Source organism: Streptomyces sp. NPDC002309 (assembly GCF_053593375.1).
On record NZ_JBSFCI010000025.1, the window covers coordinates 41,515 to 67,189 of the forward strand.

The window sequence follows — 25,675 nt, forward strand, 5'->3', positions numbered from 1 at the left end:
GCCGGACCGTACCCGTCCGCCCCGCCCACTCCCCGGACGGCGCGGAGCGTCCCGGGGCGTGTCCCGGGAGTCCCGTCCGCCCTGCGGGCGGGACGACGCCTGCGTCCGCGAACACGCCCTAATCGCGGCGCAGCAGCCGTGTCGCACCGGCCGCGACCGTCGTGGCGAGGATCCAGCCGAGCAGGACCAGCGCGGCCGCGAGCCACTGCCAGCCGCCGTCCAGACGCCAGAAGCCCAGCTGGCCCAGGTCGATCACCGGAAGCAGCAGGTCGAGGGCGAACAGGGCGGGGTTCCACGGCGGCTCGCCGGCGCCGGTCCCGGTCCGGGGCCGGCCGGCGGAGGCGAAGGCCAGTGAACCGGCCGCCCACAGCACCGCCATCCACACCGCGGCCCGCCCCGGCCGGTACCCGTAGGCCACCGCCAGGTCCTGTACGTACCCCCAGAGCTTCCCGGCCGGCGGCAGGGTCTCCCGGCGGCGCCGGTGCTTGGCGAGCAGCACCTCGCGCGCGTCCTCGTCCTCCCCGCTCGCGCGCAGCACGGCGGCGAGCCGCTCGTACGGCTCCGGGTGGTACTCGGCGGTCGCGGCCGCCACCCACGCCAGACGTTGTCCCAGCGGGAACGACCCTTGAGGCACCAGGTTCTCGTAGACGAATCCCCGCATGGCGAGAGCGCCGATGCCGGGCCAGCTGCTCGCCCGGTCCACCAGGCTGACCGTCCGCGCGCCGGACAGCACCACCTTCCCGCGCCGCGGCCGCTCCCCGAGGAAGCGCAGCTCGGGCGCCTGGACCCGGCGCAGCGACAGCTCCTGGCCGTCGGTGAAGGTGAACCGGGCGCGCTCCAGGTCCACCGCGTCCCCGAACCGGCCGTCGTCGAGACGCACCCCGCCCTGGCACTCGAACCGCTGGATACGGGTCCCGCGCGCGGGTGTGCGTCCGGCCAGCTGCGGGCCGCCGACGCCCGCCGGGGAGAGGTACAGCGTGCGCCCCACGGTCAGCTGCGGGGCGTTGAGCGCGTGCCGGGTGTACGGGTTGCGCAGCCGGGCGCCGCGCAGGCTGAGCGAGACGCCCACGTGCGCGCTGCGCAGGCTCAGCTCGCCGTGCGACTCCAGCATCTCGGCCTGGAGGTCCTGGCCGACGCTGATGCCGTCCGCGGCGATCGAGCGGCCGGTGCGGTCGCGGTGCACGACGGCCTGGTTGAGCAGCAGGTCCGTACCGATGTGCGCGTCGGTCAGCCGGACGCCGCTCAGGAACAGGCAGCGCGGCAGATGCAGATCGCCCTCGGTGTGCACGCGGGCGGCCTCCAGCCGCGGTACCGAGCAGTTCACCAGCCGTACCGTCCTGAACCGCGCCTCCGGCATGGATATCTCCCGCTCGAAGCGGCAGCTCCGCAGTTCGACGTACGGCACCACAGTGCCGCCCGCGAGGTCGAGACCGCCGCTGATCTGCAGGCCGGTGAGCTTCAGCGCGGCCACCCGGCCCGCCAGTGCGGGCGGCCCGTCCAGGAGCAGCCAGCACACGATGCGCGCCCGCACGGTCCGCTCGGGACCCCAGGAGCGCCCGCCGTGCGGATCGTCCACCGCCGCGTCCCCGCTGCTCAGGTCGTACACGCTGCCGTTGCGGAAGGCCTGCCACATCCCGGCCTCGGCGGCGTTCAGATCGTCCGGCAGGTCGCCGTCCCGGAAGCCGGCCCCCTCGTTCACGGTGGTCCCTCCCTCCCCTGCTACCCACGGGTTTCGTACTGCCGTTCATGCCCGCTGGGTGACGCGCCGAACACGCCAGGTGAAGGTGATCTTCCGTGGGGTGGCACGGAGCGTGAACGGGGTCTCGTATCAGCCACTGATACGCGCGGACGGCGCCGCGTCCGGGTCTGCGAGAATTGGGTGTGTGATCTCCCGAATCGATCTGCGCGGCGACGCCCTCCCGGAGGGTCCCGCCCTGCGCGACCTGCTGCCCCGAGCCGACTTCGACGTCGCGGCCGCCCTGGAGAAGGTGCGTCCCATCTGCGAGGCCGTGCATCATCGGGGCGACGCGGCGCTGATCGACTTCGCCGAGAGGTTCGACGGCGTCAGGCTCGACCGGGTGCGGGTGCCCGCGGCGGCGCTCACCCGGGCGCTGGAGGAGCTCGATCCGGCCGTGCGCGCGGCCCTGGAGGAGTCCATCAGGCGGGCCCGCCTCGTCCACCGCGAGCAGCGCCGCACCAGCCGCACCACCCAGGTCGTGCCCGGCGGCTCGGTCACCGAGAAGTGGGTGCCGGTCGACCGGGTCGGCCTCTACGCGCCCGGTGGCCGCTCGGTCTATCCGTCGTCCGTGGTCATGAACGTCGTGCCCGCCCAGGAGGCCGGCGTCGGGTCGATCGCGCTCGCCTCCCCCGCGCAGGCCGAGTTCGGCGGGCTGCCGCACCCCACGATCCTCGCCGCCTGCGCCCTGCTGGGCGTCGACGAGGTGTACGCGGCCGGCGGCGCGACGGCCGTGGCGATGTTCGCGTACGGCACCGAGTCCTGCCCGCCCGTGAACATGGTCACCGGCCCGGGCAACATCTGGGTCGCCGCCGCCAAGCGCTTCTTCACCGGGAAGATCGGCATCGACGCCGAGGCCGGCCCGACCGAGATCGCCGTGCTGGCCGACGCCACCGCCGACCCGGCGCATGTCGCCGCCGACCTGATCAGCCAGGCCGAGCACGACCCGCTGGCGGCGGCCGTGCTGGTCACCGACTCCGTCGAGCTGGCCGACGCGGTGGAGCGGGAGCTGGAACCGCAGGTCGCGGCCACCAAGCACGTCGACGACCGGATCGTCCCCGCCCTCAAGGGCAGGCAGTCCGCGATCGTCCTGGTCGACGGCGTCGACGAGGGGCTGCGGGTGGTCGACGCGTACGGCGCCGAGCACCTGGAGATCCAGACGGCCGACGCGGCAGCGGTGGCCGACCGGGTCCGCAACGCCGGCGCGATCTTCATCGGCCCCTGGGCGCCGGTCTCGCTGGGCGACTACGCGGCCGGGTCCAACCACGTCCTGCCCACCGGCGGCTGCGCCTGCCACTCCTCGGGCCTGTCCGTGCAGTCCTTCCTGCGCGGCATCCACATCGTCGACTACACGCGCGACGCGCTGGCCGAGGTCGCGCACCATGTGGTGACGCTGGCGGAGGCGGAGGACCTGCCGGCGCACGGCGCGGCGATCAAAGCCAGGTTCGGGTGGAAGGTACCGGAGAGCAAGTGACGGGCATCGACGACCTCCCCGTACGGGACGAGCTGCGAGGCAAGTCCCCCTACGGCGCGCCCCAGTTGGACGTGCCCGTACGGCTGAACACCAATGAGAACCCCTACCCGCTGCCCGAGGCGCTGGTCGAACGGATCGCCGAGCGGGTTCGCGAGGCGGCCCGGAACCTCAACCGCTACCCCGACCGCGACGCGGTCGAACTGCGCACCCGGCTCGCCGCGTACCTGACCACGACCTCGGGTCACGAGGTCGGCCTCGCCAACGTCTGGGCGGCCAACGGCTCCAACGAGGTCATCCAGCAGCTGCTGCAGACCTTCGGCGGCCCGGGCCGCACGGCCCTCGGCTTCGAGCCGTCGTACTCGATGCACGGGCTCATCGCGCGCGGGACGGGCACCGGCTGGATCGCCGGTCCCCGGCGGGCCGACTTCTCCCTCGACGCCGAGGCCGCCGCGCGGGCGATCGCCGAGCACCGGCCCGACGTCGTCTTCGTCACCACCCCCAACAACCCCACCGGCAACGCGGTCCCGCGCGAGACGGTGGAAGCCCTCTACGAGGCCGCGCAGGCCGCGAAGCCGTCGATGGTGGTCGTGGACGAGGCGTACGTCGAGTTCAGCCACGGCCAGTCCCTGCTGCCGCTGCTGGAGGGCCGGCCGCACCTGGTGATCTCCCGGACGATGTCCAAGGCCTTCGGCGCGGCGGGCCTGCGCCTCGGCTATCTGGCCGCGGCCCCGGCCGTCGTCGACGCCGTGCAGCTCGTCCGGCTGCCGTACCACCTCTCGGCGGTCACCCAGGCGACCGCCCTGGCCGCCCTGGAGCACACCGGCACCCTGCTCGGCTACGTCGAGCAGCTGAAGGCCGAACGGGACCGGCTGGTCGCCGAACTGCGCGCGATCGGCTACGACGTCACCGAGTCGGACGCCAACTTCGTGCAGTTCGGCCGGTTCGCCGACGCCCACGAGGTCTGGCGGAGGATCCTCGACCGGGGCGTCCTGGTCCGGGACAACGGCGTACCGGGGTGGCTTCGGGTCACCACCGGGACCCCGGAGGAGAACGACGCGTTCCTCGACGCGGTCCGTGAGTTGAAGAAGGAGCAGAGTTCATGAGCCGCGTGGGACGCGTGCAGCGCACGACAAAGGAGACCTCGGTCCTCGTCGAGATCGATCTCGACGGCACCGGAAAGGTCGACGTGTCGACCGGGGTCGGCTTCTACGACCACATGCTCGACCAGCTCGGCCGGCACGGCCTGTTCGACCTGACCGTGAAGACCGAGGGCGACCTCCACATCGACTCGCACCACACCATCGAGGACACCGCGCTCGCGCTGGGCGCCGCCTTCAAGCAGGCGCTCGGCGACAAGGTGGGCATCTACCGCTTCGGCAACTGCACGGTCCCGCTGGACGAGTCCCTCGCCCAGGTCACCGTCGACCTGTCCGGCCGCCCCTACCTCGTGCACACCGAGCCCGAGAAGATGGCGCCGATGATCGGCGAGTACGACACGACGATGACCCGGCACATCCTGGAGTCCTTCGTCGCCCAGGCACAGATCGCGCTGCACGTGCACGTGCCCTACGGCCGCAACGCGCACCACATCGTGGAGTGCCAGTTCAAGGCGCTGGCCCGGGCCCTGCGCTACGCCTCCGAGCGCGACCCGCGCGCCGCCGGCATCCTCCCCTCCACGAAGGGCGCGCTGTGAACGGGACGTCCACCCTGCTGATCGTCGTCGGCCTCTTCCTGCTCGGCGGCATCATCTCGTTCGCCAAGCAGCAGATGCCCAAGAGCCTGATCGTGCTGCTCTCCATCGGCGCCGCGCTGTGCCTGTTCGCGGGCGTCCTGCGGCTGGAGGTGTGGAATTGAGCGCCGCCAAGAGCGTGGTCGTCTTCGACTACGGCTTCGGCAACGTGAGGTCGGCCGAGCGCGCCCTCGCGCGCGTGGGTGCCGACGTCGAGATCACGCGTGACTTCGACAAGGCCATGAACGCGGACGGCCTGCTGGTGCCGGGCGTCGGCGCGTTCGCCGCCTGCATGACCGGACTGCGCGAGGCCCGCGGCGACTGGATCGTCGACCGGCGGCTGGCCGGCGGGCGCCCCGTGATGGGCATCTGCGTGGGCATGCAGATCCTGTTCGCCCGCGGCATCGAGCACGGCGTCGAGACCGAGGGCCTCGACGAGTGGCCCGGCGCGGTCGAGCCGCTGCAGGCCGACATCGTGCCGCACATGGGCTGGAACACCGTGGAGGCACCGGCCGGCTCCGAGCTGTTCGCCGGCCTGGACGCCGACGCCCGCTTCTACTTCGTGCACTCCTACGCCGTCCAGGACTGGACCTTTCAGACGGCGAACCCGGCGATGCGCGCACCGCTCGTCACCTGGTCCACGCACGGCAAGCCCTTCGTGGCCGCCGTGGAGAACGGCGCCCTGTGGGCCACGCAGTTCCACCCCGAGAAGTCCGGCGACGCCGGAGCGCAGCTGCTCACCAACTGGATCGGAACCCTGTAGAGACATGGCCAAGCTCGAACTGCTCCCCGCCGTCGACGTCCGCGACGGACAGGCCGTCCGCCTCGTGCACGGCGAGTCCGGCACGGAGACCTCGTACGGCTCCCCCCTGGAGGCCGCCCTGGCCTGGCAGCGGGCGGGCGCCGAGTGGCTGCACCTGGTCGACCTGGACGCCGCCTTCGGCACCGGCGACAACCGCGCGCTGATCGCCGAGGTCACCGGGGCGATGGACATCAAGGTGGAGCTGTCCGGCGGCATCCGCGACGACGACACCCTCGCCGCCGCACTCGCCACCGGCTGCACCCGCGTCAACCTCGGCACGGCGGCCCTGGAGACCCCCGAGTGGGTCGCCGAGGTCATCGCCCGGCACGGCGACAAGATCGCGGTCGGTCTGGACGTACGCGGCACGACGCTGCGCGGACGCGGCTGGACCCGCGACGGCGGCGACCTCTACGAGACGCTGGAGCGCCTCGACAAGGAGGGCTGCGCGCGGTACGTCGTCACCGACATCGCCAAGGACGGCACGCTCCAGGGTCCGAACCTGGAGCTGCTGAAGAACGTCTGCGCGGTGACCGACCGCCCGGTCGTGGCCTCCGGCGGTGTGTCCTCGCTGCAGGACCTGCGGGCCATCGCCGCGCTCGTGCCCCTCGGTGTCGAGGGCTCCATCGTCGGGAAGGCGCTGTACGCCAAGGCGTTCACCCTGGAAGAGGCACTGGAGGCTGTGTCGTCATGAGCGAAGCCGTACGGCGTGTGCAGAGCGGCAGTCCCTGGGAGGAGTCGTTCGGGTTCGCGCGCGCGGTCGTCGCGGGCGACCGGGTGCTGGTCGGGGGCACGACGTCCTTCAAGGGCGACGTGCTGTACGGCGAGGGCGACCCGTACGAACAGGCCAAGGTGGCCTTCGCCGGCACGATCGAGGCGATCGGCGAGTTCGGGCTCGGCGTGGAGTCCGTGATCCGCACCCGGATGTACCTGACGCACGCGCGGGACGTGGACGAGGCGGGCCGCGCCCACCGGGAGATCTTCGACGCGGTACGGCCGGTGTCCACCCTCCTCGTGGTGGAGGGCTTCGTGGACCCGCGCATCCTGGTCGAGGTCGAAGTAGAGGCATACCGAGGAGCCGAGCGGTCATGACCCTGGCGGTCCGAGTCATCCCCTGCCTGGACGTGGACGGCGGCCGGGTCGTCAAGGGCGTCAACTTCCAGAACCTGCGCGACGCGGGCGACCCCGTCGAGATGGCCAAGGTGTACGACGCCGAGGGCGCCGACGAGCTGACCTTCCTGGACATCACCGCGTCCTCCGGCAACCGGGAGACGACCTACGACGTGGTGCGCCGCACCGCCGAGCAGGTCTTCATCCCGCTGACGGTCGGCGGCGGGGTGCGCACGGCCGAGGACGTGGACAAGCTGCTGCGGGCGGGCGCCGACAAGGTGGGCGTCAACACGGCGGCCATCGCGCGGCCCGACCTGATCCGCGAGATCGCCGAGCGCTTCGGCCGCCAGGTCCTGGTGCTCTCGGTCGACGCCCGCCGCACCGACTCCGGCTCCTTCGAGGTCACCACCCACGGCGGCCGCAAGGGCACCGGCATCGACGCCGTCGAGTGGGCGCACCGGGCCGCCGAGCTGGGCGCCGGCGAGATCCTGCTCAACTCGATGGACGCGGACGGCACCAAGGACGGCTACGACCTGGAGATGATCGCCGCGGTGCGGGGGCACGTCACCGTGCCGGTGATCGCCTCCGGCGGCGCGGGCCGGCTGGCCCACTTCCCGCCGGCCGTCGCCGCGGGCGCGGACGCCGTCCTCGCCGCCTCGGTGTTCCACTTCGGCGATCTGCGGATCGGCGAGGTCAAGGAGACGCTGCGGACGGCGGGCCACCCCGTCCGGTGAGCCCGGCCGCCGCTGACGCGTCTCAGATGCCGAGCTGCCTGCTCTCCTCCAGCCGCGTGATCGCGTCCGCGTCGCCGTCGACGTCCACCTTCGCGGCGCCCTGCCGGCCGTAGACGAACAGCAGCAGCTCGGACGGCTCACCGGTCACCGTGACGACCGGGGTGCCGCGGTGGGCGACCGCCGTCTGGCCGTCGGGACGGCGCAGCACCAGGCCCGTGGGGACCCCGCGGCCCATCAGGCGGGCGGTGCGTTCCAGCCGGGACCACAGGGCGTCCTGGAAGACCGGGTCGAGCTCGCGGGTCGTCCAGTCGGGCTGGGCGCGGCGGACGTCCTCGGTGTGGACGTAGAACTCGATGGTGTTCGACATCTCGTCGATCTGCTTGAGCTGGAAGGGTGAGAAGCGCGGCGGGCCGGAGCGGATGAGCTGGATCAGCTCCTCGTACGGCTTGTCCGCGTATTCCTCCATCACCTTCTCCAGACGGGGCGCGAGCTGCTTGATCAGCAGGCCGCCGGCCGCGTCCGGGCGGCGCTCGCGCACGACCACGTGCGCGGCCAGGTCCCGGGTCAGCCAGCCCTCGCACAGGGTGGTGGCGTCCGGACCGGCGGTCTCCAGGAGGTCGGCGAGGAGAAGCCGTTCACGCTGGGCAAAGGTCGACATGCGGTCAGCCTACGACCGCGTATGCGTACCGCCCAGTGGACGGCGGCCCGGGACTGTCGGTGCGGCGCGGCACAATGGCACCCATGACCAGTACGCCGCCCGCCCGTCACCCGGCCACCGCCCCTCATCGAGGCGCTGCGCGCCGCGGCGCTCCATCCAGTGGCCTCGACCCGGAGGTCGCCGCGCGTCTCAAGCGCAGCGCGGACGGGCTCCTGCCCGCCATCGCCCAGCAGTACGACACCGGTGAGGTGCTGATGCTGGGCTGGATGGACGACGAGGCCCTGCACCGCACGCTGACGACGGGCCGCTGCACGTACTGGTCGCGCAGCCGCGGGGAGTACTGGGTCAAGGGCGACACCTCCGGCCACTTCCAGTGGGTGAAGTCCGTCGCTCTCGACTGCGACGCCGACACCGTGCTCGTCCAGGTCGACCAGGTCGGCGCCGCCTGCCACACCGGCGCGCGCACCTGCTTCGACGCCGACGTGCTGCTGGGGGACGCCGACCGCGGCGTGCCCGCCCGCGATCAGTAGGGTCGGCCGCCATGGACCTCGAGACCTTCCGCAAGCTGGCCTCCGACCGCCGCGTCGTCCCCGTCACCCGCAAGCTCCTCGCCGACGGCGACACCCCGGTCGGGCTCTACCGCAAGCTCGCCGCCGAGCGCCCCGGCACGTTCCTGCTGGAGTCCGCGGAGAACGGGCGCTCCTGGTCGCGCTACTCGTTCGTCGGCGTCCGCAGCGCCGCGACGCTCACCGAGCGGGACGGCCGGGTGCACTGGCTCGGCGATCCCCCCGTGGGCGTGCCCGTCGAAGGCGACCCACTGGCCGCCCTGCGCGCCACCATCGAAGCGCTGCACACGCCCCACCAGGAGGGCCTGCCGCCCTTCACCGGCGGCATGGTCGGCTACCTCGGCTACGACATCGTCCGCCGCCTGGAGAAGATCGGCCCCGGTGAGCGGGACGACCTGAAGCTGCCCGAGCTGACCATGCTGCTCACCAGCGACCTCGCGGTCATGGACCACTGGGAGGGCTCGGTCCTGCTGATCGCCAACGCGATCAACCACAACGACCTGGACACCGGCGTCGACGAGGCGTACGCGGACGCCGTGGCCCGCCTCGACGCCATGGAGGCCGACCTGACGCGTGCGGTGGCCCAGCCCCCGGCCGTGCTGCCGCCCTCCGAGCTGCCGGAGTACAGCGCGCTGTGGGGCGGACCCGACTTCCACACGGCCGTCGAGGACATCAAGGAGCGCATCCGGGCCGGCGAGGCGTTCCAGGTCGTGCCGTCGCAGCGGTTCGAGACGCCGTGCACCGCGAGCGCGCTGGACGTCTACCGGGTGCTCAGGGCGACCAACCCCTCGCCCTACATGTACCTGCTGCGCTTCGAGGGCTTCGACGTCGTCGGCTCCTCGCCCGAGGCACTGGTCAAGGTCGAGGAAGGGCGGGCGATGGTGCACCCCATCGCCGGCACCCGGCCGCGCGGCGCCACCCCGCAGGAGGACCAGGCCCTCGCCGAGGAACTGCTCGCCGACCCCAAGGAGCGCGCGGAGCACCTCATGCTGGTCGACCTCGGCCGCAACGACCTCGGCAGGGTCTGCGAACCCGGCTCGGTGGAGGTCGTCGACTTCATGTCCGTCGAGCGCTACTCGCACGTGATGCACATCGTCTCCACGGTCACGGGCCGGGTCGCCGCCGGCCGCACCGCCTTCGACGTGCTGACGGCCTGCTTCCCGGCGGGCACCCTCTCCGGCGCGCCCAAGCCGCGCGCGATGCAGATCATCGACGAACTGGAGCCGTCCCGCCGCGGGCTGTACGGCGGCTGCGTCGGCTACCTCGACTTCGCCGGCGATTCGGACACCGCCATCGCCATCCGCACGGCCCTGCTGCGCGACGGCACCGCGTACGTGCAGGCGGGAGCGGGCATCGTCGCGGACTCCGACCCGATCGCCGAGGACACGGAGTGCCGCAACAAGGCGGCGGCGGTCCTGCGCGCGGTCCACACGGCGAACCGGCTCGCACCATAGGGCGCTTCTCACGTGAACCCCGGGTGACACCGCACGGTCCGGGCAGGCGATAGTGGAGTACGTGACTGCTGTTCCTCACCCCCGTACCGAAGTCCCCGGCGACGCGCGTCCCGGGCGCCGGAGTCTTGCCCTCGCCCTGCTGAGCGGTGCGCTCGGCGCGGCCGTGGCGCTGCTGGCCACCCGTCAGCAGTGGTCGGAGGGCACCGCGTCGGTGGCCGGTGGCGCCTTCCCGCTGACCGCCCGGGGCAGTGACGTCACCGGCGTCCCGGCGGCCCTCGCCATAGTGGGCCTCGCCGCGCTGGTCGCCGTCTTCGCCGTCCGCCGCGCCGGACGCTTCCTGGTGGCCGGGCTGCTCGCGCTCTGCGGCGCCGGAACGGTCGCCGCCGCCCTGTACGGCGCCTCCGACAGCTCCGCGCTCGACGAGAAGGCGGCGCAGGCGTCCGGGGACACCTCCGCCACCGTCCAGGCCCTGACCCACACGGCGTGGCCGTACGCCGCGGCGGTGGGCGGTGCCCTCCTCCTGCTCGCCGGGCTGCTCGCCCTGCGCTACGGCCGCCTGTGGCCCGCGATGTCCGGCCGCTACGAGCGCGGCGGCGCCCCCCGTCCCCGCCGCAGCGCCCCGGCCGTCGACCCCGACCGTCCCGAGGACCTCTGGAAGGCCCTGGACCGCGGCGAGGACCCGACCGGTACCGGAGCGGCCTAACCTGCGGGGCAGCCGTCCCGGTGTGGCGAATCAGACGCACCCGGGACGAGCCCCGGAGGCCCGGTCGGCGCGCGCGTACGGGACAATGGACCGCGAGCGTCACGCTCACACACGCACACAGCAACGAGGAGCAAGCAATGGCGGAAAGCAGCCACGGGCACGGTCACACCCCCGCCGCCTGGACCGGCACCATGATCATCTTCATCGGTTTCTGCGTCGCGGGTGCCTTCATGGTCCGCAACATCCCGCTCGGCTTCTGGGGCGGCATGGCGATCGTGATCCTGGGCGGTGTCGTCGGCGGGATCATGCGCTCGATGGGCCTCGGCGCGCCCAAGGCACAGCCCCTGCGGATGGTCTCCGGCGCCACGCAGCCCGTGGGCACCGTGAACCCGCGCCGGCCGGTCGCCGTCGAGAGCTGACCCTTTCCGTACGGCCTTCCTCCGCCGTCATGACCTCGTCGAGGGGCGGCCCCGCACCGCGCGGGGCCGCCCCTCGCGCGCCTTTGCCGCCCTCGCGGGGCACAATGCGGGGCATGAACGCCGACAGCCGCAGCATCCGCGCCGGACGGTCGGCCGCTCCCGTCGGCGTCCTGGCGGCCGTCGTGGCCGCCTTCGCCTATGTGGGCGCCGTGGACCCCAACGAACCCGGCCACTACCCGGTGTGCCCGCTGCTGCGTGTGACCGGCCTGTACTGCCCCGGCTGCGGCGGCCTGCGCAGCGCGCACGCCTTCGTGCACGGCGACCTCGCGGCGGCGCTGCACGCCAACGCCGTGGCGGTCGCCGGCTATCTGCTCTTCGCCGTGCTGTGGACCGTCTGGATGGTCCGTGCCGCGCGCGGGCGTCCCGTGCGGCTCGATCCACGGCCCGCCGTCATGTGGACCGCGGGCGCGTTGCTGCTGCTCTTCACGGTTGTCCGGAACCTGCCCTTCGGTGGCTGGCTCCACCCTTGATCATCTGGCGGAGCTCCAGGTAGAGGGCGCCGCCCGCCCGAACCGTGCGAAGCTGGTCCGAGAGTGCGGGAGGGACCGCCGTCAACCGGATGCGAGGCATACGCCCGGCTCCGGATACCATCGCAATGACCACCGGTTTTCCTTTTCGGTGCCGCTTCGACAGTCAACCGTCTGGAAGGGGGCCACTCGCGTGAGTGTGCTCGACGAGATCATCGACGGAGTCCGTGCCGACCTCGCGGAGCGGCAGGCGCGTGTGAGCCTCGACGAGCTCAAGGAGCGCGCGGCGAAGGCCCCCACGGCCAAGGACGGACTGGCCGCCCTGCGTGGCGAGGGCGTCAAGGTCATCTGCGAGGTCAAGCGGTCCAGCCCCTCCAAGGGCGCGCTGGCCGCCATCGCGGACCCGGCCGGCCTCGCGGCGGACTACGAGGCGGGCGGCGCGGCCGTCATCTCCGTCCTCACCGAACAGCGCCGTTTCGGCGGCTCCCTCGCCGACCTGGAGGCGGTCCGCGCGCGCGTGGACATCCCCGTCCTGCGCAAGGACTTCATCGTCACCTCCTACCAGCTGTGGGAGGCACGGGCCTACGGTGCCGACCTCGCCCTGCTGATCGTCGCCGCCCTCGACCAGCCCGCCCTGGAGTCCCTGATCGAGCGGGCGGTGTCCATCGGGCTCACCCCCCTGGTCGAGGTGCACGACGAGGACGAGGTCGACCGCGCGGTCGACGCGGGCGCCAAGCTCATCGGCGTCAACGCGCGCAACCTCAAGACGCTGGAGGTCGACCGGGGCACCTTCGAGCGGGTCGCCCCGGAGATCCCGGAGAGCGTCGTCAAGGTCGCCGAGTCCGGCATCCGCGGCCCGCACGACCTCATCGCCTACGCCAACGCGGGCGCCGACGCCGTGCTCGTCGGCGAGTCCCTGGTCACCGGCAAGGACCCGAAGACGGCGGTGTCCGACCTGGTGGCGGCGGGTGCCCACCCCGCGTTGCGGCACGGCCGGGGCTGACCCGCCGGTAGGCTTGGCGACGATGACGACCACGACGACCCCGGACCGGCACGCCCGCCTCGCGCGCGGCTGCCGCCCCCGGGGCTGCCGCGCCCCCGCCCGCCGGGTGCACGGCCGCCGTGTCCGCTACGTCATCGGTGCCGAACCCGGCCAGGTCAACGGCCGTCGATGGCAGCAGGCCTCTTAGGGGCGCGGGGAACTGCGCGAGGGGCCACAGCGCACCCGCAGTCGAATCGAACCACACCCGCCCCCACGGCGCTCAGTGCCCTTTCCGCACACTCACCGTGAGGCTCACGCATGTCCAGCACCTTCTTCATCCCCGACCCACAGGGTCAACTCCCCACCCCCGAGGGCTACTTCGGAGCCTTCGGCGGTAAGTTCATCCCCGAGGCCCTCGTCGCCGCCGTCGACGAGGTCGCCGTCGAGTACGACAAGGCCAAGCACGACCCCGAGTTCGCCCGCGAACTCGACGACCTGCTCGCCCACTACACCGGTCGCCCGAGCGCCCTCACCGAGGTGCCCCGGTTCGCCGAGCACGCCGGTGGCGCCCGGGTCTTCCTCAAGCGCGAGGACCTGAACCACACCGGCTCGCACAAGATCAACAATGTGCTGGGCCAGGCCCTGCTGACCCGGCGGATGGGCAAGACCCGAGTCATCGCCGAGACCGGCGCCGGGCAGCACGGCGTCGCCACGGCCACCGCGTGCGCCCTCTTCGGCCTCGACTGCACGATCTACATGGGCGAGGTCGACACCCGGCGCCAGGCCCTGAACGTGGCCCGGATGCGCATGCTCGGCGCCGAGGTCATCGCCGTGAAGTCCGGCAGCCGCACGCTCAAGGACGCCATCAACGAGGCGTTCCGCGACTGGGTCGCCAACGTCGACCACACCCACTACCTGTTCGGCACGGTGGCGGGTCCGCACCCCTTCCCCGCCATGGTCCGCGACTTCCACCGGGTCATCGGCGTCGAGGCCCGGCGCCAGCTCCTGGAGCGCGCCGGCCGGCTGCCCGACGCGGCCGTCGCCTGCGTCGGCGGCGGGTCCAACGCCATCGGCCTGTTCCACGCCTTCATCCCGGACACGGACGTACGCCTCATCGGCTGCGAGCCCGCCGGGCACGGCGTGGAGACCGGTGAGCACGCGGCCACGCTGACCGCGGGCGAGCCCGGCATCCTGCACGGTTCGCGTTCCTACGTCCTCCAGGACGACGAGGGCCAGATCACCGAGCCGTACTCGATCTCCGCCGGACTCGACTACCCCGGCATCGGCCCCGAGCACTCCTACCTCAGGGACAGCGGCCGGGGCGAGTACCGCGCGGTCACCGACGACGCCGCGATGCAGGCACTGCGGCTGCTGTCGCGCACCGAGGGGATCATCCCGGCCATCGAGAGCGCCCACGCGCTGGCCGGAGCCCTGGACGTCGGCCGGGAGCTGGGCGAGGACGGGCTGATCCTGATCAACCTGTCCGGCCGCGGCGACAAGGACATGGACACCGCCGCCCGGTACTTCGGGCTCTACGACACGGACGCGGAGGTCGCCGAGGACGCCGCCGGCACCGCCGAGATCGAGGGGGACGCCAAGTGAGCGGGAACATCCGGCTGCTGAGCGACACCCTCGCCGCGGCGAGGTCCGAGGGGCGTGCCGCCCTCATCGCCTACCTCCCGGCCGGGTTCCCGACCGTGGACGGCGGCATCGCGGCGATCAAGGCCGCGCTCGACGGCGGCGCCGACGTCGTGGAGGTCGGCCTGCCGCACAGCGACCCCGTGCTCGACGGCCCCGTCATCCAGACCGCCGACGACATCGCCCTGCGCGGCGGGGTGAGGATCGCGGACGTCCTGCGCACCGTCCGTGAGGCGCACGAGGCCACCGGCAAGCCGATCCTCGTCATGACCTACTGGAACCCCGTCGACCGCTACGGCGTCGAGCGCTTCACCGCCGAGCTCGCCGAGGCGGGCGGCGCCGGCTGCATCCTGCCCGACCTGCCGGTGCAGGAGTCGGCGCTGTGGCGCGAGCACGCCGAGAAGCACGGCCTGGCGACGGTGTTCGTCGTCGCGCCCAGCAGCAAGGACGAGCGGCTCGCGCAGATCACCGCGGCGGGCAGCGGCTTCGTGTACGCCGCCTCGCTGATGGGCGTCACGGGCACCCGTGAGTCGGTCGGGACGCAGGCGGAGAACCTGGTGCGACGCACCCGGGACACCGGCACCGACCTGCCGGTGTGCGTCGGGCTCGGCGTCTCCGACGCCAGGCAGGCCGCCGAGGTGGCCGGCTTCGCCGACGGGGTGATCGTCGGCTCGGCGTTCGTCAAGCGGATGCTGGAGGCGCCGGACGACGCGGCCGGCGTCGAGGCGGTCCGCGCGCTCGCGGGCGACCTGGCGAAGGGCGTGCGCGGACAGGCTTAGCAGCCGGTCCGCGTTCCTCCGGGCACGGAGCGGCACGTCGTAGGAGTCCCTCGTACGGGTGGACCTGGGACCGGGGAGGCGCGGTGCGCCTCCCCGGTTCGTTCTGCGGGTGTGAGCGAGAAGAACCGTGACGGAAAGCGCACCGCCCGCGAGCGGCTGGCGGTCGAGCGTGACAAGCAGAGGGCCGCGGACAGGCGCAGGCGGACGCTGATCGTCAGTGCGGCGGTCGTCGGCGTCCTGGGCCTGGCCGCGGTGATCGGCGTGGTCGCCGCGAACGCCGGCAAGGACACCGGGGACAGCGCGGGCCCGGTCGTGGCCCCCTCGGGGGCGAACGGCGAGGACAACCTCGCCATCCCCGTCGGCAAGGGCGACGCCAAGTCGACTCTCACGGTCTGGGAGGACTTCCGCTGCCCGGCGTGCCAGTCCTTCGAGCGGACCTACCGCTCGACGATCCATGAGCTGACGGACGCCGGACAGCTGAGGGTGGACTACCGGCTGGCAACGATCATCGACGGCAACATGGGCGGCACCGGCTCCCGCAACGCCGCCAACGCCGCGGCCTGCGCACAGGACGCCGGCCACTTCACCGCCTACCACGACGTGCTCTACGACAACCAGCCGCCCGAGACGGACGACGCCTTCGCGGACGACGCGAAGCTGATCGAGCTGGCCGGGAAGGTCAAGGGCCTGGACACGCCCGCGTTCCGCACGTGCGTCGAGGACGGCCGGCACGACAGCTGGGTCGACAAGTCCAACGAGGCCTTCGGCAAGGGCGGCTTCTCGGGCACGCCGACCGTGCTGCTCAACGGCAAGAACATCTACCAGGACCAGACGATGACGCCCGCGAAGCTGAAGCAGCAGGTGCAGGAGGCCGCGGCCGGCTGAGCCGCGCCCACCGGGCCTGTTATGGAGCCGTAGCCGGGCAGCTCGACATCGGGTGTGCCCGGCACGGTAGCGTCGACCCTGCCATGGAACTTGCCTACATCCCCAGCCCGTCGCGCGGAGTGCTGTACATCGGCCCGGTCCCGCTGCGCGGCTACGCGTTCTGCATCATCCTCGGCGTCTTCGTGGCCGTGTGGTACGGCAACAAACGCTGGATCGCCCGTGGTGGGCGCACCGGCACTGTGGCCGACATCGCGGTCTGGGCGGTGCCGTTCGGCCTGGTCGGCGGCCGTCTCTACCACGTGATCACGGACTACGAGCTGTACTTCAGCGAGGGCCGTGACTGGGTGGACGCCCTCAAGATCTGGGAGGGCGGCCTCGGCATCTGGGGCGCGATCGCGCTGGGCGCGGTCGGCGCGTGGATCGGCTGCCGCCGGCGGGGCATCCCGCTGCCCGCGTACGCCGACGCCGTCGCCCCCGGTATCGCCCTGGCGCAGGCGATCGGACGCTGGGGGAACTGGTTCAACCAGGAGCTGTACGGGCGGGAGACCGACCTCCCCTGGGCGCTGCACATCACGTCCACGGAGGCCGGGCGGGTGCCGGGGTACTACCACCCGACGTTCCTCTACGAGTCCCTGTGGTGCATCGGTGTCGCGGTGCTGGTGGTCTGGGCCGACCGGCGGTTCAACCTCGGCCACGGCCGGGCCTTCGCGCTGTACGTGGCCTCCTACTGCGCGGGCCGGTTCTGGATCGAGTACATGCGGGTCGACGACGCCCACCACATCCTGGGCCTGCGGCTGAACAACTGGACCGCGCTGGCGGTGTTCCTGCTGGCGGTGGTCTACCTCGTGGTCTCCGCGAAGAAGCGTCCGGGCCGCGAGGCCGTGGTCGAGCCGGACCCCTCCGGCGACGGCACCGGGAACGCCGACAAGAGCGACGCGGCCGACGCGGCGGACGCCTCCGGCGACACCGACGCGGCGGAGAAGGACGGGAAGGCCGACGGCTCCTCGGAGGAGGCCGGCTCCGAGGACGCCGAGCCCGCGAAGGCCGAGGACGAGGCGGGGACGGCGACGAAGAAGAGCTGACGATTCCGTCGTACGCGGCCGAGGGCGCCCGGAGTTCTTCCGGGCGCCCTCTTCGTGTTCCGGCGCGTCAGTCGCGTCGGGCCAGCGCCAGGGTCCGGGTGGCCTCGCCGACCACCGCCGCGTCGACGAACGTGCCGTCCGGGAGGGCCTGCGCGGAGTGGTTGACGGCCGCCGCCTTGAGGATGGTCTCGGCCTTCTCGATCTCCTCGGGGGTGGGGAGGTAGGCCCGTTCGATGATCGGGAGCTGACGGGGGTGGATGGCGGCCCGGCCCAGGAAGCCGAGGGCCCTGCCGTGGGCGCAGGTGGCCGCGAGCCCGTCCAGGTCGCGGACGTCGGGGTGCACCGACTGGGGTGGCGGGGCGAGGGCAGCCGCCCGCGCCGCGTTGACGATGCGCGAGCGGGGCCAGTCGAGGCCGCTGTCGCATCGCACGCCGAGGTCGGCCCGCAGATCGGCCTCGCCCAGGGAGATGCCGCGCAGTGCGGGGTGGGCGGAGGCGATGGCGTAGGCGTGCTCGATGGCGAGGGCGGACTCCAGCAGCGCGTACAGGGGCGGCGGCCCGCCGTCGGCGTCCGTCCGGTCCGCGGTCTGCGTGATGTGGCGGGGCGAGGCCACCTTCGGCAGGCGCAGGCCCGACACGCCGGGGAGCGCGGCGAGGGTCTTCAGGTCCGTGTCCGCCCACGGGGTGTCCAGGGCGTTGACGCGGACGTGCACCGGCGCGGGGTGGTCGGGCTCGGACAGGAGTTCCGCGGTGGCGGAGCGGGCGTAGTCCTTGCGCTCGGGCGCGACGGCGTCCTCCAGGTCGACCACGACGACGTCGGCGCCCGCGGCGAGGGCCTTGCGGACCACGTCGGGGCGGTCGCCGGGGGCGTAGAGCCAGGTCAGCAGGGTGGTCACAGGGCGCCCTCCGCGCGCAGGGCGGTCAGTTCCTCGGGCGTCAGGCCCAGTTCGGTGAGCACCTCGTCGGTGTCCGCGCCGTGGGCCCGGCCCGCCCAGCGGATGGCGCCGGGCGTGGCGGAGAGGCGGAAGAGGACGTTCTGCATGCGCAGGGGGCCGAGGTCCGGGTCGTCGACGGTGGTGACGGTGTCCAGGGCCGCGTACTGGGGATCGGTCATCACGTCGCGGATGTCCTGGATCGGGGCCACCGCCGCTTCCGCCTTCTCGAAGGCCGCGAGGACCTCGTCGCGGGGGCGCTCCGCGATCCAGCCGCCGACCGCCTCGTCGAGGACGTCCGCGTGCCGGGCGCGGTCGGCGCCGGTGGCGAACCACGGCTCGTCGATCAGCTCGGGGCGGCCGACCAGACGCATCACGCGTTCGGCGATGGACTGGGCCGAGGTCGAGACCGCGACCCAGCTTCCGTCCGACGTGCGGTAGGTGTTGCGGGGGGCGTTGTTCTGGGAGCGGTTGCCGGTGCGGGGCTGGACATGGCCGAGCTGGTCGTACCAGAGGGGATGCGGGCCGAGGACCGTGAGGATCGGCTCGATGATCGCCATGTCGACGACCTGGCCCTCACCGGTGCGGTCGCGGGCGGCCAGGGCGGCCATCACCCCGTACGCCGTGGCGAGGCCCGCGATGGAGTCGGCGAGCCCGAAGGGCGGGAGGGTGGGGGGCGAGTCGGGTTCGCCGGTGATCGCGGCGAAGCCGCTCATCGCCTCGGCGAGGGTGCCGAAGCCCGGCCGGTGGGCATAGGGGCCGAACTGCCCGAAGGCGGTGACGCGGGTGAGGATCAGACGGGGATTGACGGCGGAGAGTTCCGGCCAGCCGAGGTCCCATTTCTCCAGGGTGCCCGGGCGGAAGTTCTCGATGACGACGTCCGCGCCAGCGGCCAGGCGGCGCAGGGTGGCCTGGCCGCCGGGCTTGGAGAGGTCGAGCGTGATGGTGCGTTTGTTGCGGCCGAGGTGCTTCCACCACAGGCCGATGCCGTCCTTGGCGGGGCCGTGGCCCCGGGAGGGGTCCGGTTTCCCGGGGTGCTCGATCTTGATGACCTCCGCGCCGAAGTCGCCGAGGAGGGTGGCGGCGAGAGGTCCGGCGAAGAGGGTGGCCATGTCGAGGACGCGGAGGCCGCCGAGGGGCGGGGTGGGCGTGGTCATGCCGTGCACTCGGTACGGGTCATGGGCGGGTCGCCTCCAGGAGGGTGAGGTGGGCCAGCGTGTCGAAGCCGGTGCCGTCGAAGTCCGCGATGGAGGTGGCGAGGCGGTTCTTGAGGGGGGCGGTCCAGTGGTCCGGGAGCGAGCCGGGGGTGCCGGCGAGGAGGCCGGCGACACTGCCGGCCGTCGCCCCGTTGGAGTCGGTGTCCCAGCCGCCGGAGACCGCGCGGCAGACGGCGCCCGTGAAGTCGCCGTCCGCGTGGGTGAGGGCCGCGGCGATCAGGGCGGTGTTGGGGACGGCGTGGACCCAGTGGTAGGCGGCGTGCCGGGTGTGCAGTTCGTCCACGACCGTCTCGAAGTCCTCCTGGCAGGACGCGAGTTGCACGGCGTGGCGGACGGCCTCGGCCAGCCGGGACCACGGGGGGACGACGGAGAGTCCGGTGCGCAGGCAGGTGTGGACGTCGGCGGAGCCGGTGGCGGCGGTGGCAAGGGTGGCGGCGGTGAACATCGCCGCGTAGACCCCGTTCGCGGTGTGGCTGAGGGTGGCGTCCCGGTACGCCTGTTCGGCCGCCGCGGCGGGGTCGCCGGGGTGGGTCCACCCGTGGACGTCGGCGCGGATGAGGGCGCCGATCCATTCGCGGAAGGGGTTGCGGTGGCGGGCGGTGTGCGGGGGCTCGATGCCGGTGAGGAGATTGCGGTAGGCGACGCGTTCCGCCGTGAAGGCGCGGCCCGCGGGGAGTTCGTCGAGCCAGAGGCCGGCCACGTCCGCGGTGGTGAAGTCCTTGCCGCGGCGCTGGAGCAGGAGGAGGTTGAGCAGGGGGTAGTTGAGGTCGTCGTCCTCGGGCATGCCGTCGATGTTCTCGGCGAGCGAGGTGCCGGCCGAGCGGCGGTTCCAGGGGTGGGTGTCGAGGAGTGACCGGGGGACTCCGCGGGCGGTGAAGTAGCCGGTCAGGGGCCAGTTGCCGGTGGCGCGGGCGAGTTGACGGATTCCGGTGAGAGGGAGCTTCTCGACGGGTTTGCCCAGCAGGCAGCCGACGGCCCGGCCCAGCCAGGCCGCGTGCAGGCGTGCCTCCAGATCGGCCGGGGGGACGGTGGTGCGCTCCGGTGACGGCCAGTCGGGGCACAGGGCCCTGATCCGCGCCAGGCCCGTCGGCTCCCGGTCCTGGAGCCGGCTGGGCAGGTCCGCCAGCTCGTCCAGCAGGTCCTCGGCCAGTTGCCGCAGGTAGCGGGAGGCCGGTCGCGGGGAGGCGCCCGCCCGGACCGGGGCGTCGGGACCGCCCGCCAGGTTCCAGCGCCTCTCGACGGCGGTCGGCCGGCGGCCGTCCTGGTGCGCCTGGTGGAGTTCGTGGCCGAGCAGGTCCTCGGGCTGGACCCAGGTCAGCCGGAGCATCCGGTGCCTCCCAGAGCGGCGAACGACTCCTCGTGGGTGCGGCGCCGGCGCACGTCCCGCCGGAAGATCTCCTGCGCGACCTCGCCGAGCGCGCGCGCCGGTTCCCACAGGTCCAGCCGGCTGGCCTCCGCCACCGTCTTCGACCACTCGTCCGGGACCGGGGAGCCCAGGGCCCCGGCCAGCGCGCCCGCCATCGTGGCGATCGAGTCGCAGTCGCGGCCGTAGTTCACCGAGCCCAGGACCGCCTGGCGGTAGTCGCCGCCCGCGACCAGCAACATGCCGAGCGCGATGGGGAGTTCCTCGATGGAGTGCAGGCGGGAGGGTCGGCGGGCGCCGAGCGAGGGGGTGCGGTAGTCGGGGCCCACGGTGTCGTAGGGGGTGACCGCCTCGCGCAGCGGCACCAGCGCCGACTCGAAGTCCGAGTGTCCGGAGGCCACCTCGCACACCGCCGCGATCGCCGCACGGGTGCCGTCCTTGGCGTGCTCCAGGCAGGTCGCCACCACCGAGTCCGGTGTCGCCCCGGGAGCGCAGGCCGCCGCCACCGCCGCCGCGAAGACGGCCGCCGCCTCGCGGCCGTACGACGACTGGTGGGCGCCCGCGACGTCCAGCGCCTCGGCGTAGGCACCCGCCGGGTTGGCCGCGTTGACCAGCCCGACCGGGGCCATGTACATCGCGGCACCGCAGTTGACGATGTTGCCGACGCCGGCCTCCCGGGGGTCGACGTGGCCGTAGTGGATCCGTGCCACCAGCCACTTCTCCGCCAGGAAGATCCGCTGCAGGGGGAGGGCCCGTGCCTCCAGCTCCGGGATCCAGCGCGGTGTGGTGATGAGGTCCGGGACCAGGTGGTCGGCGACGGCGTAGGCGTCGAGATGGTCGCGGACCTCGGTGTAGACCCGTACCAGCGCGTGGGTCATCAAGGTGTCGTCGGTGACGTGGCCGTCGCCCTTGTGGTACGGCGCGAGGGGGCGGGCCGTACGCCAGGCGCCGCCGTTCCAGGGGCCGACGACGCCGTGGACGCGGCCGCCGTGGCGCTCGGTGATCTGGTCGGGGGAGTAGCCCTCGACGGGGCCGCCGAGGGCGTCGCCGACGGCCGCGCCGACGAGGGCACCGGTGATCCGCTCACTGAGGGAGTCTGCCCGGTTTTCTTCTCCTTTGGGGGTCATGAGCCGAATCATCCTCCTGGCGGGGCCGGTTGCGCGGCTTCCAGGAGTTCGGCGAGTTCCACCAGGTCGGTGCCGGTCAGCCGGGGGAGTGCGCAGCCGGAGAGGTGCCGGCAGGCGTCGCGCCAGGTGCCGGGGATCGCCGCGCTGCCGCCGAGCGCGCCGGTGAGGGCGCCGGTGAGGGCCGGGGCGGAGTCCGCGACGCGCGAGAGGCAGGCCGCGGCGGGCACCGCCTCCGCGATCCGGCCCCGGGAGGCCACGGTGAGGGCGAGCGCCACCGGGACCGTCTCGGCGGCGGCGATGCCGTAGCTGTAGACGTGGTCCACGATCTGGTGTTCCAGGAGGGGGATCAGCGCGAAGGCGCCGACGGAGTCCGCGGCCAGCTTCAGGGCGTGGCGGGCGTTGCGGCCGATCTCCGTGCCCTCGGGCAGTTCGGCGAGCGCCGCCGTCACACAGACGTGCGGCGTGGCGCCGGTGAGGGCGACGGAGACGGCGGCGGCCATCGCGCGGGCGCCGTGCACGCCGTCGCCGTCCTGGGTGTAGCGGGCGTCGAACTCGGCGAGGGACGCGGCACGCGCGGGGTCGCCCGGGTGGGCGACGGCGAGCACACAGGCCCGGACGCAGGCGGCGTCGTCGAAGTAGTGCGGGTTGTCATGACCTGTGGCGGGCGGGCGCAGGCCGGCGGCGAGGTTGCCGAGGCCGGCCCGGACGGAGATGCGGGCGCGCAGCGGGAGGACGGCGGACTCGACCTCGGGGGCGCGCATCGCCGCCGCCGCCACCTCGCTGGCCACGGAGTTCCAGGTCAGGTCGATGGCCGCGCGTACCCGGCGTTCCCGGCTGAGGTCGCCGAGGACGGTGTCGTCGCCGGCGCGCAGCACGGCCTCGGCGGCGAAGGCGGCCCACTCGGCGTCGTCGGAGGGGCCGAGGCGGAGGGGTTCGGGGGGCTGGTTGAGGGCGATCGGGACGGGGAGGGTGGTCGTGGCGTTGTGCTCGGCGAAGGTGTCGAGTTCGCGGGTGAGGCGGCGGGTCCACTCGGGCATACGGGCGGCCCGGTGGCGGGCCGCGGGCCAGCCGGCGGCGTCGCCCGCGGCGAGGCCGAGCAGGAGGCCTTCGATTCTGCTGCCGGTGGAGGGGCGCGGGGTCTCGGCCCCGACTTCGCCTTCGGCGCTGTGTTTTTCGCCCGCACCGCCCGAACCGCCCGAACCGCCCGCACCGCCCGTGCGGCTTTCGTCGGCGGGAGTGGGTGGCCCCGGTGGGTGGTGCTCGCCGTCAGCGGGTGCGGGTGCGGGTGCGGGTGCGGATACGGATACGGGGACGAGGACGGGGCCCGGGCCCAGGTCCGGGTCTGGGCCCGGGTCCGGGTCGCTTGTCAGGGCCCCGTCCAGGTCCGTCGACGTCGGGGGCGTGTCCAGGGCCAGGGGGGCTGTCTCGTCCCACGGGGTCGGAGGTTTCATCGGTTCGCCTCTTCCGCCGCGGCCGTCGCACGGCCGGCGCGGTAGGGGCCGTCGTCCTCCGGGGTGAGCAGGTCCGCCACGTCCAGTACGTGGTGGCCGGCCATCGACGGCAGGCAGCTGCCCCGCGCCGGGCCGATCGCCGCCGCCCACTCCCGCGGGATCGCGGCCTCGCCCTGCGACGCGCCGGCCAGGGCGCCCGCGACCGCGGCCGTGGTGTCGGCGTCCCGGCCCATGTTGACGGCCGTCAGCACCGCCTCCTCGAAGTCGCCGTCGGCCGCCGCGTACGCGCCGAAGGCGAGGGCGACGGCCTCGGGGGCGAGGTCGGTCCACGGGTAGCCGCCGATGACGACGGCCGAGCGCACCGCGCGTTCCCCGCGGTGGGCGACGACCACGGCCCGTCGCAGGGAGCGCGCGGTCCAGGAGTCGTCGGGCACGACGGCGAGCGCCGAGGCGACCACGGCGGTGGCCGGGGCGCCCGCCATCGCCGCCGCGACCCCGGCCGCGACCGCCTGTCCGCCGTAGATGCCCTCGCCCTCGTGGCTGACGGAGCCGTCGATCGCGACCAGGCGGGCCGCCTCGGCGGGGCGGCCCGCGGCGAACACCCCGAAGGGCGCGGCGCGCATCGCGAGGCCGTCGCTCCAGGCGTGCCGGTGCTGGGCGGAGATCGGGGCGGCGAGGCCGCGGCGGAGGTTCTCCAGGGTGCCGCGTTCGCTGAAGCCCGCGCCCCGGAACTGGCCCTCGGCACGGTCCGCGATCCAGGCGTGCCAGGCCGCCTCCACATGGGCGGGGGTGAGGGCGGAGCCGTGCCGGGCGAGCAGCAGGCCCGAGAAGATCGCGTACTCGGTGTCGTCCGTTCCCGAGGGGCGTTCGGCGACGTAGCCGGTGATACGGCCCCAGCGGGCACGGATCTCGGACGGTTTCATGTTCTCGGCGGGGGCGCCCAGGGCGTCGCCGACGGCGAGGCCGAGCAGGGCGCCGCGGGCCCGGGAACGGAGACCGGCGGCGTCCCCGGGGGCCGGTACCGGGGGAACGCGGGCGATCGATGGCATCGCGGCCTCTCCTCTCAGGGCGGGTGACCCTTTGCGGAACTGTCCCCGGTGCGGTGCGCCGCGCAGCCTCACGAGCCTCAGAGTCACCCGGTCGACATCTGAGCGGATAGATCATCTAATGAGCGAGAACGGGTAAAACCGCAGGTTAGCGGAGCCTTTCCTTCCTGGCGGGGGCGGATTCGGCGACATAGGCTGGTGCTTGTCAAAAAGTGGAACACATCCAAGTAGGCATTCTCCGGGGGATCGGCATGGCCATCATCGAGACCGAGGCGGCGCTGCACGAGGCGCATCGCGACAACCACACGCACCGGGACGTCAACGGCGGCTGGCTGCGCCCCGCCGTCTTCGGCGCGATGGACGGCCTGGTCTCCAACCTGGCGCTGATGACCGGCGTCGCGGGCGGTGCGGTCGGCCGGCAGGGCATCGTGCTGACCGGGCTCGCGGGGCTGGCCGCCGGCGCCTTCTCCATGGCCGCCGGCGAGTACACGTCGGTGGCCTCCCAGCGGGAGCTGGTCGAGGCCGAACTGGACGTGGAGCGCCGTGAACTGCGCAAGCACCCGAAGGACGAGGAGGCCGAGCTGGCCCGGCTCTACGAGGCGCGCGGTGTGGAGCCGGAGCTGGCCCGCGAGGTGGCCCGGCAGCTGTCGGCCGACCCCGAGCGGGCGCTGGAGATCCATGCCCGCGAGGAGCTCGGCATCGATCCCGGCGATCTTCCGTCGCCGCTGGTCGCGGCGGTGTCGAGCTTCGGAGCCTTCGCGCTCGGCGCCCTGCTCCCCGTACTGCCGTATCTGCTCGGCGCGACCGCGCTGTGGCCGGCGGTGCTGCTCGCGTTGCTCGGACTCTTCGGGTGCGGCGCCGTGGTGGCCAGGGTGACGGCGCGGACCTGGTGGTTCAGCGGGTTGCGGCAGCTCGCCCTCGGCGGCGCCGCGGCCGGTGTGACGTATGCCCTGGGCAGTCTGTTCGGAACGGCCGTAGGATAGTACGGCCTGGGCTTTATGCGGAGGGTCGCATAACTAGCCGTTACTGCCTGGTTTCGAGGGTGTAATCGCCGGGCATGAGCCGTAAGCGCTGTGGGCAATGAGGCCTCCGGCGCACTCACGGGGCGAGCGGCGCTGCTCGCCCTGTCGACCGGGCCGACGGACAGGGATCCGTCCTCCCGACACCCACACATCGCTGCCGCAGAACCGCGGCGTCTTCGTCGCGCACCCTTGCGAGAAGTCCGCATGTTGGAACGGTCTATCCGCTTCCCGAGACCCGCTCCAT

General features: G+C 73.2%; 28 protein-coding genes. 20 read left to right on the forward strand and 8 right to left on the reverse strand.

The genetic code is table 11. The features are described 5' to 3' along the window. Window positions 1-118: 118 nt before the first annotated feature. Window positions 119-1,699 carry an oxidoreductase gene (locus tag ACWCPM_RS21525; protein WP_450977834.1) on the reverse strand — a complete coding sequence of 527 codons (1,581 nt, stop codon included), beginning with the start codon at window positions 1,697-1,699 and terminating at the stop codon, window positions 119-121. Window positions 1,700-1,883: 184 nt separating this feature from the next. On the opposite strand from ACWCPM_RS21525, the gene hisD reads away from it, so the two are divergent. From hisD to hisF, 8 genes are read left to right on the forward strand one after another with little or no spacing between them, the layout of a single operon-like run. Beyond that, window positions 1,884-3,209: a histidinol dehydrogenase gene (hisD, locus tag ACWCPM_RS21530; protein WP_450977835.1), complete on the forward strand. Its 1,326-nt coding sequence runs from the start codon at window positions 1,884-1,886 to the stop codon at window positions 3,207-3,209. After that, window positions 3,206-4,312 carry a histidinol-phosphate transaminase gene (locus tag ACWCPM_RS21535; protein WP_450977836.1) on the forward strand — a complete coding sequence of 369 codons (1,107 nt, stop codon included), beginning with the start codon at window positions 3,206-3,208 and terminating at the stop codon, window positions 4,310-4,312. The genes hisD and ACWCPM_RS21535 overlap by 4 nt, the downstream gene beginning before the upstream one ends. Beyond that, window positions 4,309-4,902, forward strand: coding sequence for an imidazoleglycerol-phosphate dehydratase HisB (hisB, locus tag ACWCPM_RS21540; protein WP_362992372.1), 594 nt, complete (start codon window positions 4,309-4,311; stop codon window positions 4,900-4,902). The genes ACWCPM_RS21535 and hisB overlap by 4 nt, the downstream gene beginning before the upstream one ends. Next, a complete protein-coding gene (locus tag ACWCPM_RS21545; protein WP_450977837.1) occupies window positions 4,899-5,063 on the forward strand; it encodes a hypothetical protein in 165 nt (54 codons plus the stop codon). The genes hisB and ACWCPM_RS21545 overlap by 4 nt, the downstream gene beginning before the upstream one ends. After that, window positions 5,054-5,701, forward strand: coding sequence for an imidazole glycerol phosphate synthase subunit HisH (hisH, locus tag ACWCPM_RS21550; RefSeq protein ID WP_450977838.1), 648 nt, complete (start codon window positions 5,054-5,056; stop codon window positions 5,699-5,701). The genes ACWCPM_RS21545 and hisH overlap by 10 nt, the downstream gene beginning before the upstream one ends. A 4-nt stretch (window positions 5,702-5,705) precedes the next feature. Beyond that, window positions 5,706-6,431, forward strand: a complete 726-nt coding sequence (gene priA, locus ACWCPM_RS21555; protein ID WP_450977839.1) for a bifunctional 1-(5-phosphoribosyl)-5-((5-phosphoribosylamino)methylideneamino)imidazole-4-carboxamide isomerase/phosphoribosylanthranilate isomerase PriA — start codon at window positions 5,706-5,708, stop codon at window positions 6,429-6,431. Then, complete coding sequence (locus ACWCPM_RS21560; RefSeq protein ID WP_450977840.1) at window positions 6,428-6,829, forward strand: RidA family protein; 402 nt, start codon at window positions 6,428-6,430, stop codon at window positions 6,827-6,829. The genes priA and ACWCPM_RS21560 overlap by 4 nt, the downstream gene beginning before the upstream one ends. Next, window positions 6,826-7,581, forward strand: coding sequence for an imidazole glycerol phosphate synthase subunit HisF (gene hisF, locus ACWCPM_RS21565; protein WP_450977841.1), 756 nt, complete (start codon window positions 6,826-6,828; stop codon window positions 7,579-7,581). The genes ACWCPM_RS21560 and hisF overlap by 4 nt, the downstream gene beginning before the upstream one ends. A 22-nt stretch (window positions 7,582-7,603) precedes the next feature. On the opposite strand, the gene ACWCPM_RS21570 is transcribed toward hisF, so the two are convergent. Next, entirely contained in the window at window positions 7,604-8,239 is a 636-nt protein-coding gene (locus ACWCPM_RS21570; RefSeq protein WP_450977842.1) for a TIGR03085 family metal-binding protein, read from the reverse strand. Window positions 8,240-8,322: 83 nt separating this feature from the next. On the opposite strand from ACWCPM_RS21570, the gene hisI reads away from it, so the two are divergent. The 11 genes from hisI (at window position 8,323) to lgt (ending at window position 17,274) form a co-directional block, all read left to right on the forward strand. Next, entirely contained in the window at window positions 8,323-8,769 is a 447-nt protein-coding gene (gene hisI / locus ACWCPM_RS21575; protein WP_450977843.1) for a phosphoribosyl-AMP cyclohydrolase, read from the forward strand. Window positions 8,770-8,780: 11 nt separating this feature from the next. After that, window positions 8,781-10,259: an anthranilate synthase component I gene (locus ACWCPM_RS21580; protein ID WP_450977844.1), complete on the forward strand. Its 1,479-nt coding sequence runs from the start codon at window positions 8,781-8,783 to the stop codon at window positions 10,257-10,259. A 52-nt stretch (window positions 10,260-10,311) separates the two neighbouring features. Further along, window positions 10,312-10,962: a TIGR02234 family membrane protein gene (locus tag ACWCPM_RS21585; protein WP_450977845.1), complete on the forward strand. Its 651-nt coding sequence runs from the start codon at window positions 10,312-10,314 to the stop codon at window positions 10,960-10,962. Between the two features lie 137 nt (window positions 10,963-11,099). Then, window positions 11,100-11,381, forward strand: a complete 282-nt coding sequence (locus ACWCPM_RS21590; protein WP_450977846.1) for an HGxxPAAW family protein — start codon at window positions 11,100-11,102, stop codon at window positions 11,379-11,381. 104 nt (window positions 11,382-11,485) lie between these two features. Beyond that, window positions 11,486-11,911: a DUF2752 domain-containing protein gene (locus ACWCPM_RS21595; RefSeq protein WP_450977847.1), complete on the forward strand. Its 426-nt coding sequence runs from the start codon at window positions 11,486-11,488 to the stop codon at window positions 11,909-11,911. A 190-nt stretch (window positions 11,912-12,101) separates the two neighbouring features. After that, window positions 12,102-12,911 (forward strand): indole-3-glycerol phosphate synthase TrpC, encoded by an 810-nt coding sequence (gene trpC / locus ACWCPM_RS21600; RefSeq protein WP_450977848.1) that lies wholly within the window; start codon window positions 12,102-12,104, stop codon window positions 12,909-12,911. Window positions 12,912-12,933: 22 nt separating this feature from the next. Continuing rightward, on the forward strand, window positions 12,934-13,098 hold the full coding sequence (gene trpM, locus ACWCPM_RS21605) for a tryptophan biosynthesis modulator TrpM (protein ID WP_450977849.1): 165 nt from the start codon (window positions 12,934-12,936) through the stop codon (window positions 13,096-13,098). Window positions 13,099-13,208: 110 nt separating this feature from the next. After that, the gene (trpB, locus tag ACWCPM_RS21610) at window positions 13,209-14,492 is read left to right on the forward strand and encodes a tryptophan synthase subunit beta (protein WP_450977850.1); all 1,284 of its coding nucleotides are present in this window, start codon (window positions 13,209-13,211) and stop codon (window positions 14,490-14,492) included. Continuing rightward, complete coding sequence (gene trpA, locus ACWCPM_RS21615; RefSeq protein ID WP_450977851.1) at window positions 14,489-15,307, forward strand: tryptophan synthase subunit alpha; 819 nt, start codon at window positions 14,489-14,491, stop codon at window positions 15,305-15,307. Before trpB ends, trpA begins: the two co-directional genes overlap by 4 nt. A gap of 111 nt (window positions 15,308-15,418) precedes the next feature. After that, window positions 15,419-16,192, forward strand: a complete 774-nt coding sequence (locus ACWCPM_RS21620) for a DsbA family protein (RefSeq protein WP_450977852.1) — start codon at window positions 15,419-15,421, stop codon at window positions 16,190-16,192. Window positions 16,193-16,275: 83 nt separating this feature from the next. Then, a complete protein-coding gene (gene lgt, locus ACWCPM_RS21625) occupies window positions 16,276-17,274 on the forward strand; it encodes a prolipoprotein diacylglyceryl transferase (protein WP_450977853.1) in 999 nt (332 codons plus the stop codon). 67 nt (window positions 17,275-17,341) lie between these two features. Here the strand turns inward: lgt and ACWCPM_RS21630 are convergent, their stop codons facing one another. Genes ACWCPM_RS21630 through ACWCPM_RS21655 form a run of 6 tightly spaced genes read right to left on the reverse strand, consistent with a single transcriptional unit; the run spans window position 17,342 to window position 24,412 of the window. Then, window positions 17,342-18,169: an HpcH/HpaI aldolase/citrate lyase family protein gene (locus ACWCPM_RS21630; protein ID WP_450977854.1), complete on the reverse strand. Its 828-nt coding sequence runs from the start codon at window positions 18,167-18,169 to the stop codon at window positions 17,342-17,344. Then, a complete protein-coding gene (locus ACWCPM_RS21635; protein ID WP_450977855.1) occupies window positions 18,166-19,362 on the reverse strand; it encodes a CaiB/BaiF CoA transferase family protein in 1,197 nt (398 codons plus the stop codon). Before ACWCPM_RS21635 ends, ACWCPM_RS21630 begins: the two co-directional genes overlap by 4 nt. Window positions 19,363-19,381: 19 nt before the next feature. Further along, window positions 19,382-20,749, reverse strand: coding sequence for an ADP-ribosylglycohydrolase family protein (locus ACWCPM_RS21640; protein ID WP_450977856.1), 1,368 nt, complete (start codon window positions 20,747-20,749; stop codon window positions 19,382-19,384). Beyond that, window positions 20,737-21,912: an ADP-ribosylglycohydrolase family protein gene (locus ACWCPM_RS21645; RefSeq protein ID WP_450977857.1), complete on the reverse strand. Its 1,176-nt coding sequence runs from the start codon at window positions 21,910-21,912 to the stop codon at window positions 20,737-20,739. The genes ACWCPM_RS21640 and ACWCPM_RS21645 overlap by 13 nt, the downstream gene beginning before the upstream one ends. Before the next feature lie 8 nt (window positions 21,913-21,920). Continuing rightward, entirely contained in the window at window positions 21,921-23,363 is a 1,443-nt protein-coding gene (locus ACWCPM_RS21650) for an ADP-ribosylglycohydrolase family protein (protein ID WP_450977858.1), read from the reverse strand. Then, complete coding sequence (locus tag ACWCPM_RS21655; RefSeq protein ID WP_450977859.1) at window positions 23,360-24,412, reverse strand: ADP-ribosylglycohydrolase family protein; 1,053 nt, start codon at window positions 24,410-24,412, stop codon at window positions 23,360-23,362. The genes ACWCPM_RS21650 and ACWCPM_RS21655 overlap by 4 nt, the downstream gene beginning before the upstream one ends. A gap of 248 nt (window positions 24,413-24,660) precedes the next feature. Here ACWCPM_RS21655 and ACWCPM_RS21660 point away from each other — a divergent pair, with 248 nt between their 5' ends. Beyond that, window positions 24,661-25,392, forward strand: a complete 732-nt coding sequence (locus ACWCPM_RS21660) for a VIT1/CCC1 transporter family protein (protein ID WP_450977860.1) — start codon at window positions 24,661-24,663, stop codon at window positions 25,390-25,392. The last annotated feature ends 283 nt before the right edge of the window (window positions 25,393-25,675 follow it).

Excerpts from the sequence above, each read along its gene's own strand:
- hisB (WP_362992372.1), top strand. The coding sequence starts at position 4,309 with ATGAGCCGCGTGGGACGCGTGCAGCGCACGACAAAGGAGACCTCGGTC.
- priA (WP_450977839.1), top strand. The coding sequence starts at position 5,706 with ATGGCCAAGCTCGAACTGCTCCCCGCCGTCGACGTCCGCGACGGACAG.
- ACWCPM_RS21560 (WP_450977840.1), top strand. The coding sequence starts at position 6,428 with ATGAGCGAAGCCGTACGGCGTGTGCAGAGCGGCAGTCCCTGGGAGGAG.
- hisF (WP_450977841.1), top strand. The coding sequence starts at position 6,826 with ATGACCCTGGCGGTCCGAGTCATCCCCTGCCTGGACGTGGACGGCGGC.
- ACWCPM_RS21570 (WP_450977842.1), bottom strand. The coding sequence starts at position 8,239 with ATGTCGACCTTTGCCCAGCGTGAACGGCTTCTCCTCGCCGACCTCCTG.
- hisI (WP_450977843.1), top strand. The coding sequence starts at position 8,323 with ATGACCAGTACGCCGCCCGCCCGTCACCCGGCCACCGCCCCTCATCGA.
- ACWCPM_RS21580 (WP_450977844.1), top strand. The coding sequence starts at position 8,781 with ATGGACCTCGAGACCTTCCGCAAGCTGGCCTCCGACCGCCGCGTCGTC.
- ACWCPM_RS21590 (WP_450977846.1), top strand. The coding sequence starts at position 11,100 with ATGGCGGAAAGCAGCCACGGGCACGGTCACACCCCCGCCGCCTGGACC.
- ACWCPM_RS21595 (WP_450977847.1), top strand. The coding sequence starts at position 11,486 with ATGCGGGGCATGAACGCCGACAGCCGCAGCATCCGCGCCGGACGGTCG.
- trpM (WP_450977849.1), top strand. The coding sequence starts at position 12,934 with ATGACGACCACGACGACCCCGGACCGGCACGCCCGCCTCGCGCGCGGC.
- trpB (WP_450977850.1), top strand. The coding sequence starts at position 13,209 with ATGTCCAGCACCTTCTTCATCCCCGACCCACAGGGTCAACTCCCCACC.
- lgt (WP_450977853.1), top strand. The coding sequence starts at position 16,276 with ATGGAACTTGCCTACATCCCCAGCCCGTCGCGCGGAGTGCTGTACATC.
- ACWCPM_RS21635 (WP_450977855.1), bottom strand. The coding sequence starts at position 19,362 with ATGACCACGCCCACCCCGCCCCTCGGCGGCCTCCGCGTCCTCGACATG.
- ACWCPM_RS21640 (WP_450977856.1), bottom strand. The coding sequence starts at position 20,749 with ATGCTCCGGCTGACCTGGGTCCAGCCCGAGGACCTGCTCGGCCACGAA.
- ACWCPM_RS21645 (WP_450977857.1), bottom strand. The coding sequence starts at position 21,912 with ATGACCCCCAAAGGAGAAGAAAACCGGGCAGACTCCCTCAGTGAGCGG.
- ACWCPM_RS21650 (WP_450977858.1), bottom strand. The coding sequence starts at position 23,363 with ATGAAACCTCCGACCCCGTGGGACGAGACAGCCCCCCTGGCCCTGGAC.
- ACWCPM_RS21655 (WP_450977859.1), bottom strand. The coding sequence starts at position 24,412 with ATGCCATCGATCGCCCGCGTTCCCCCGGTACCGGCCCCCGGGGACGCC.
- ACWCPM_RS21660 (WP_450977860.1), top strand. The coding sequence starts at position 24,661 with ATGGCCATCATCGAGACCGAGGCGGCGCTGCACGAGGCGCATCGCGAC.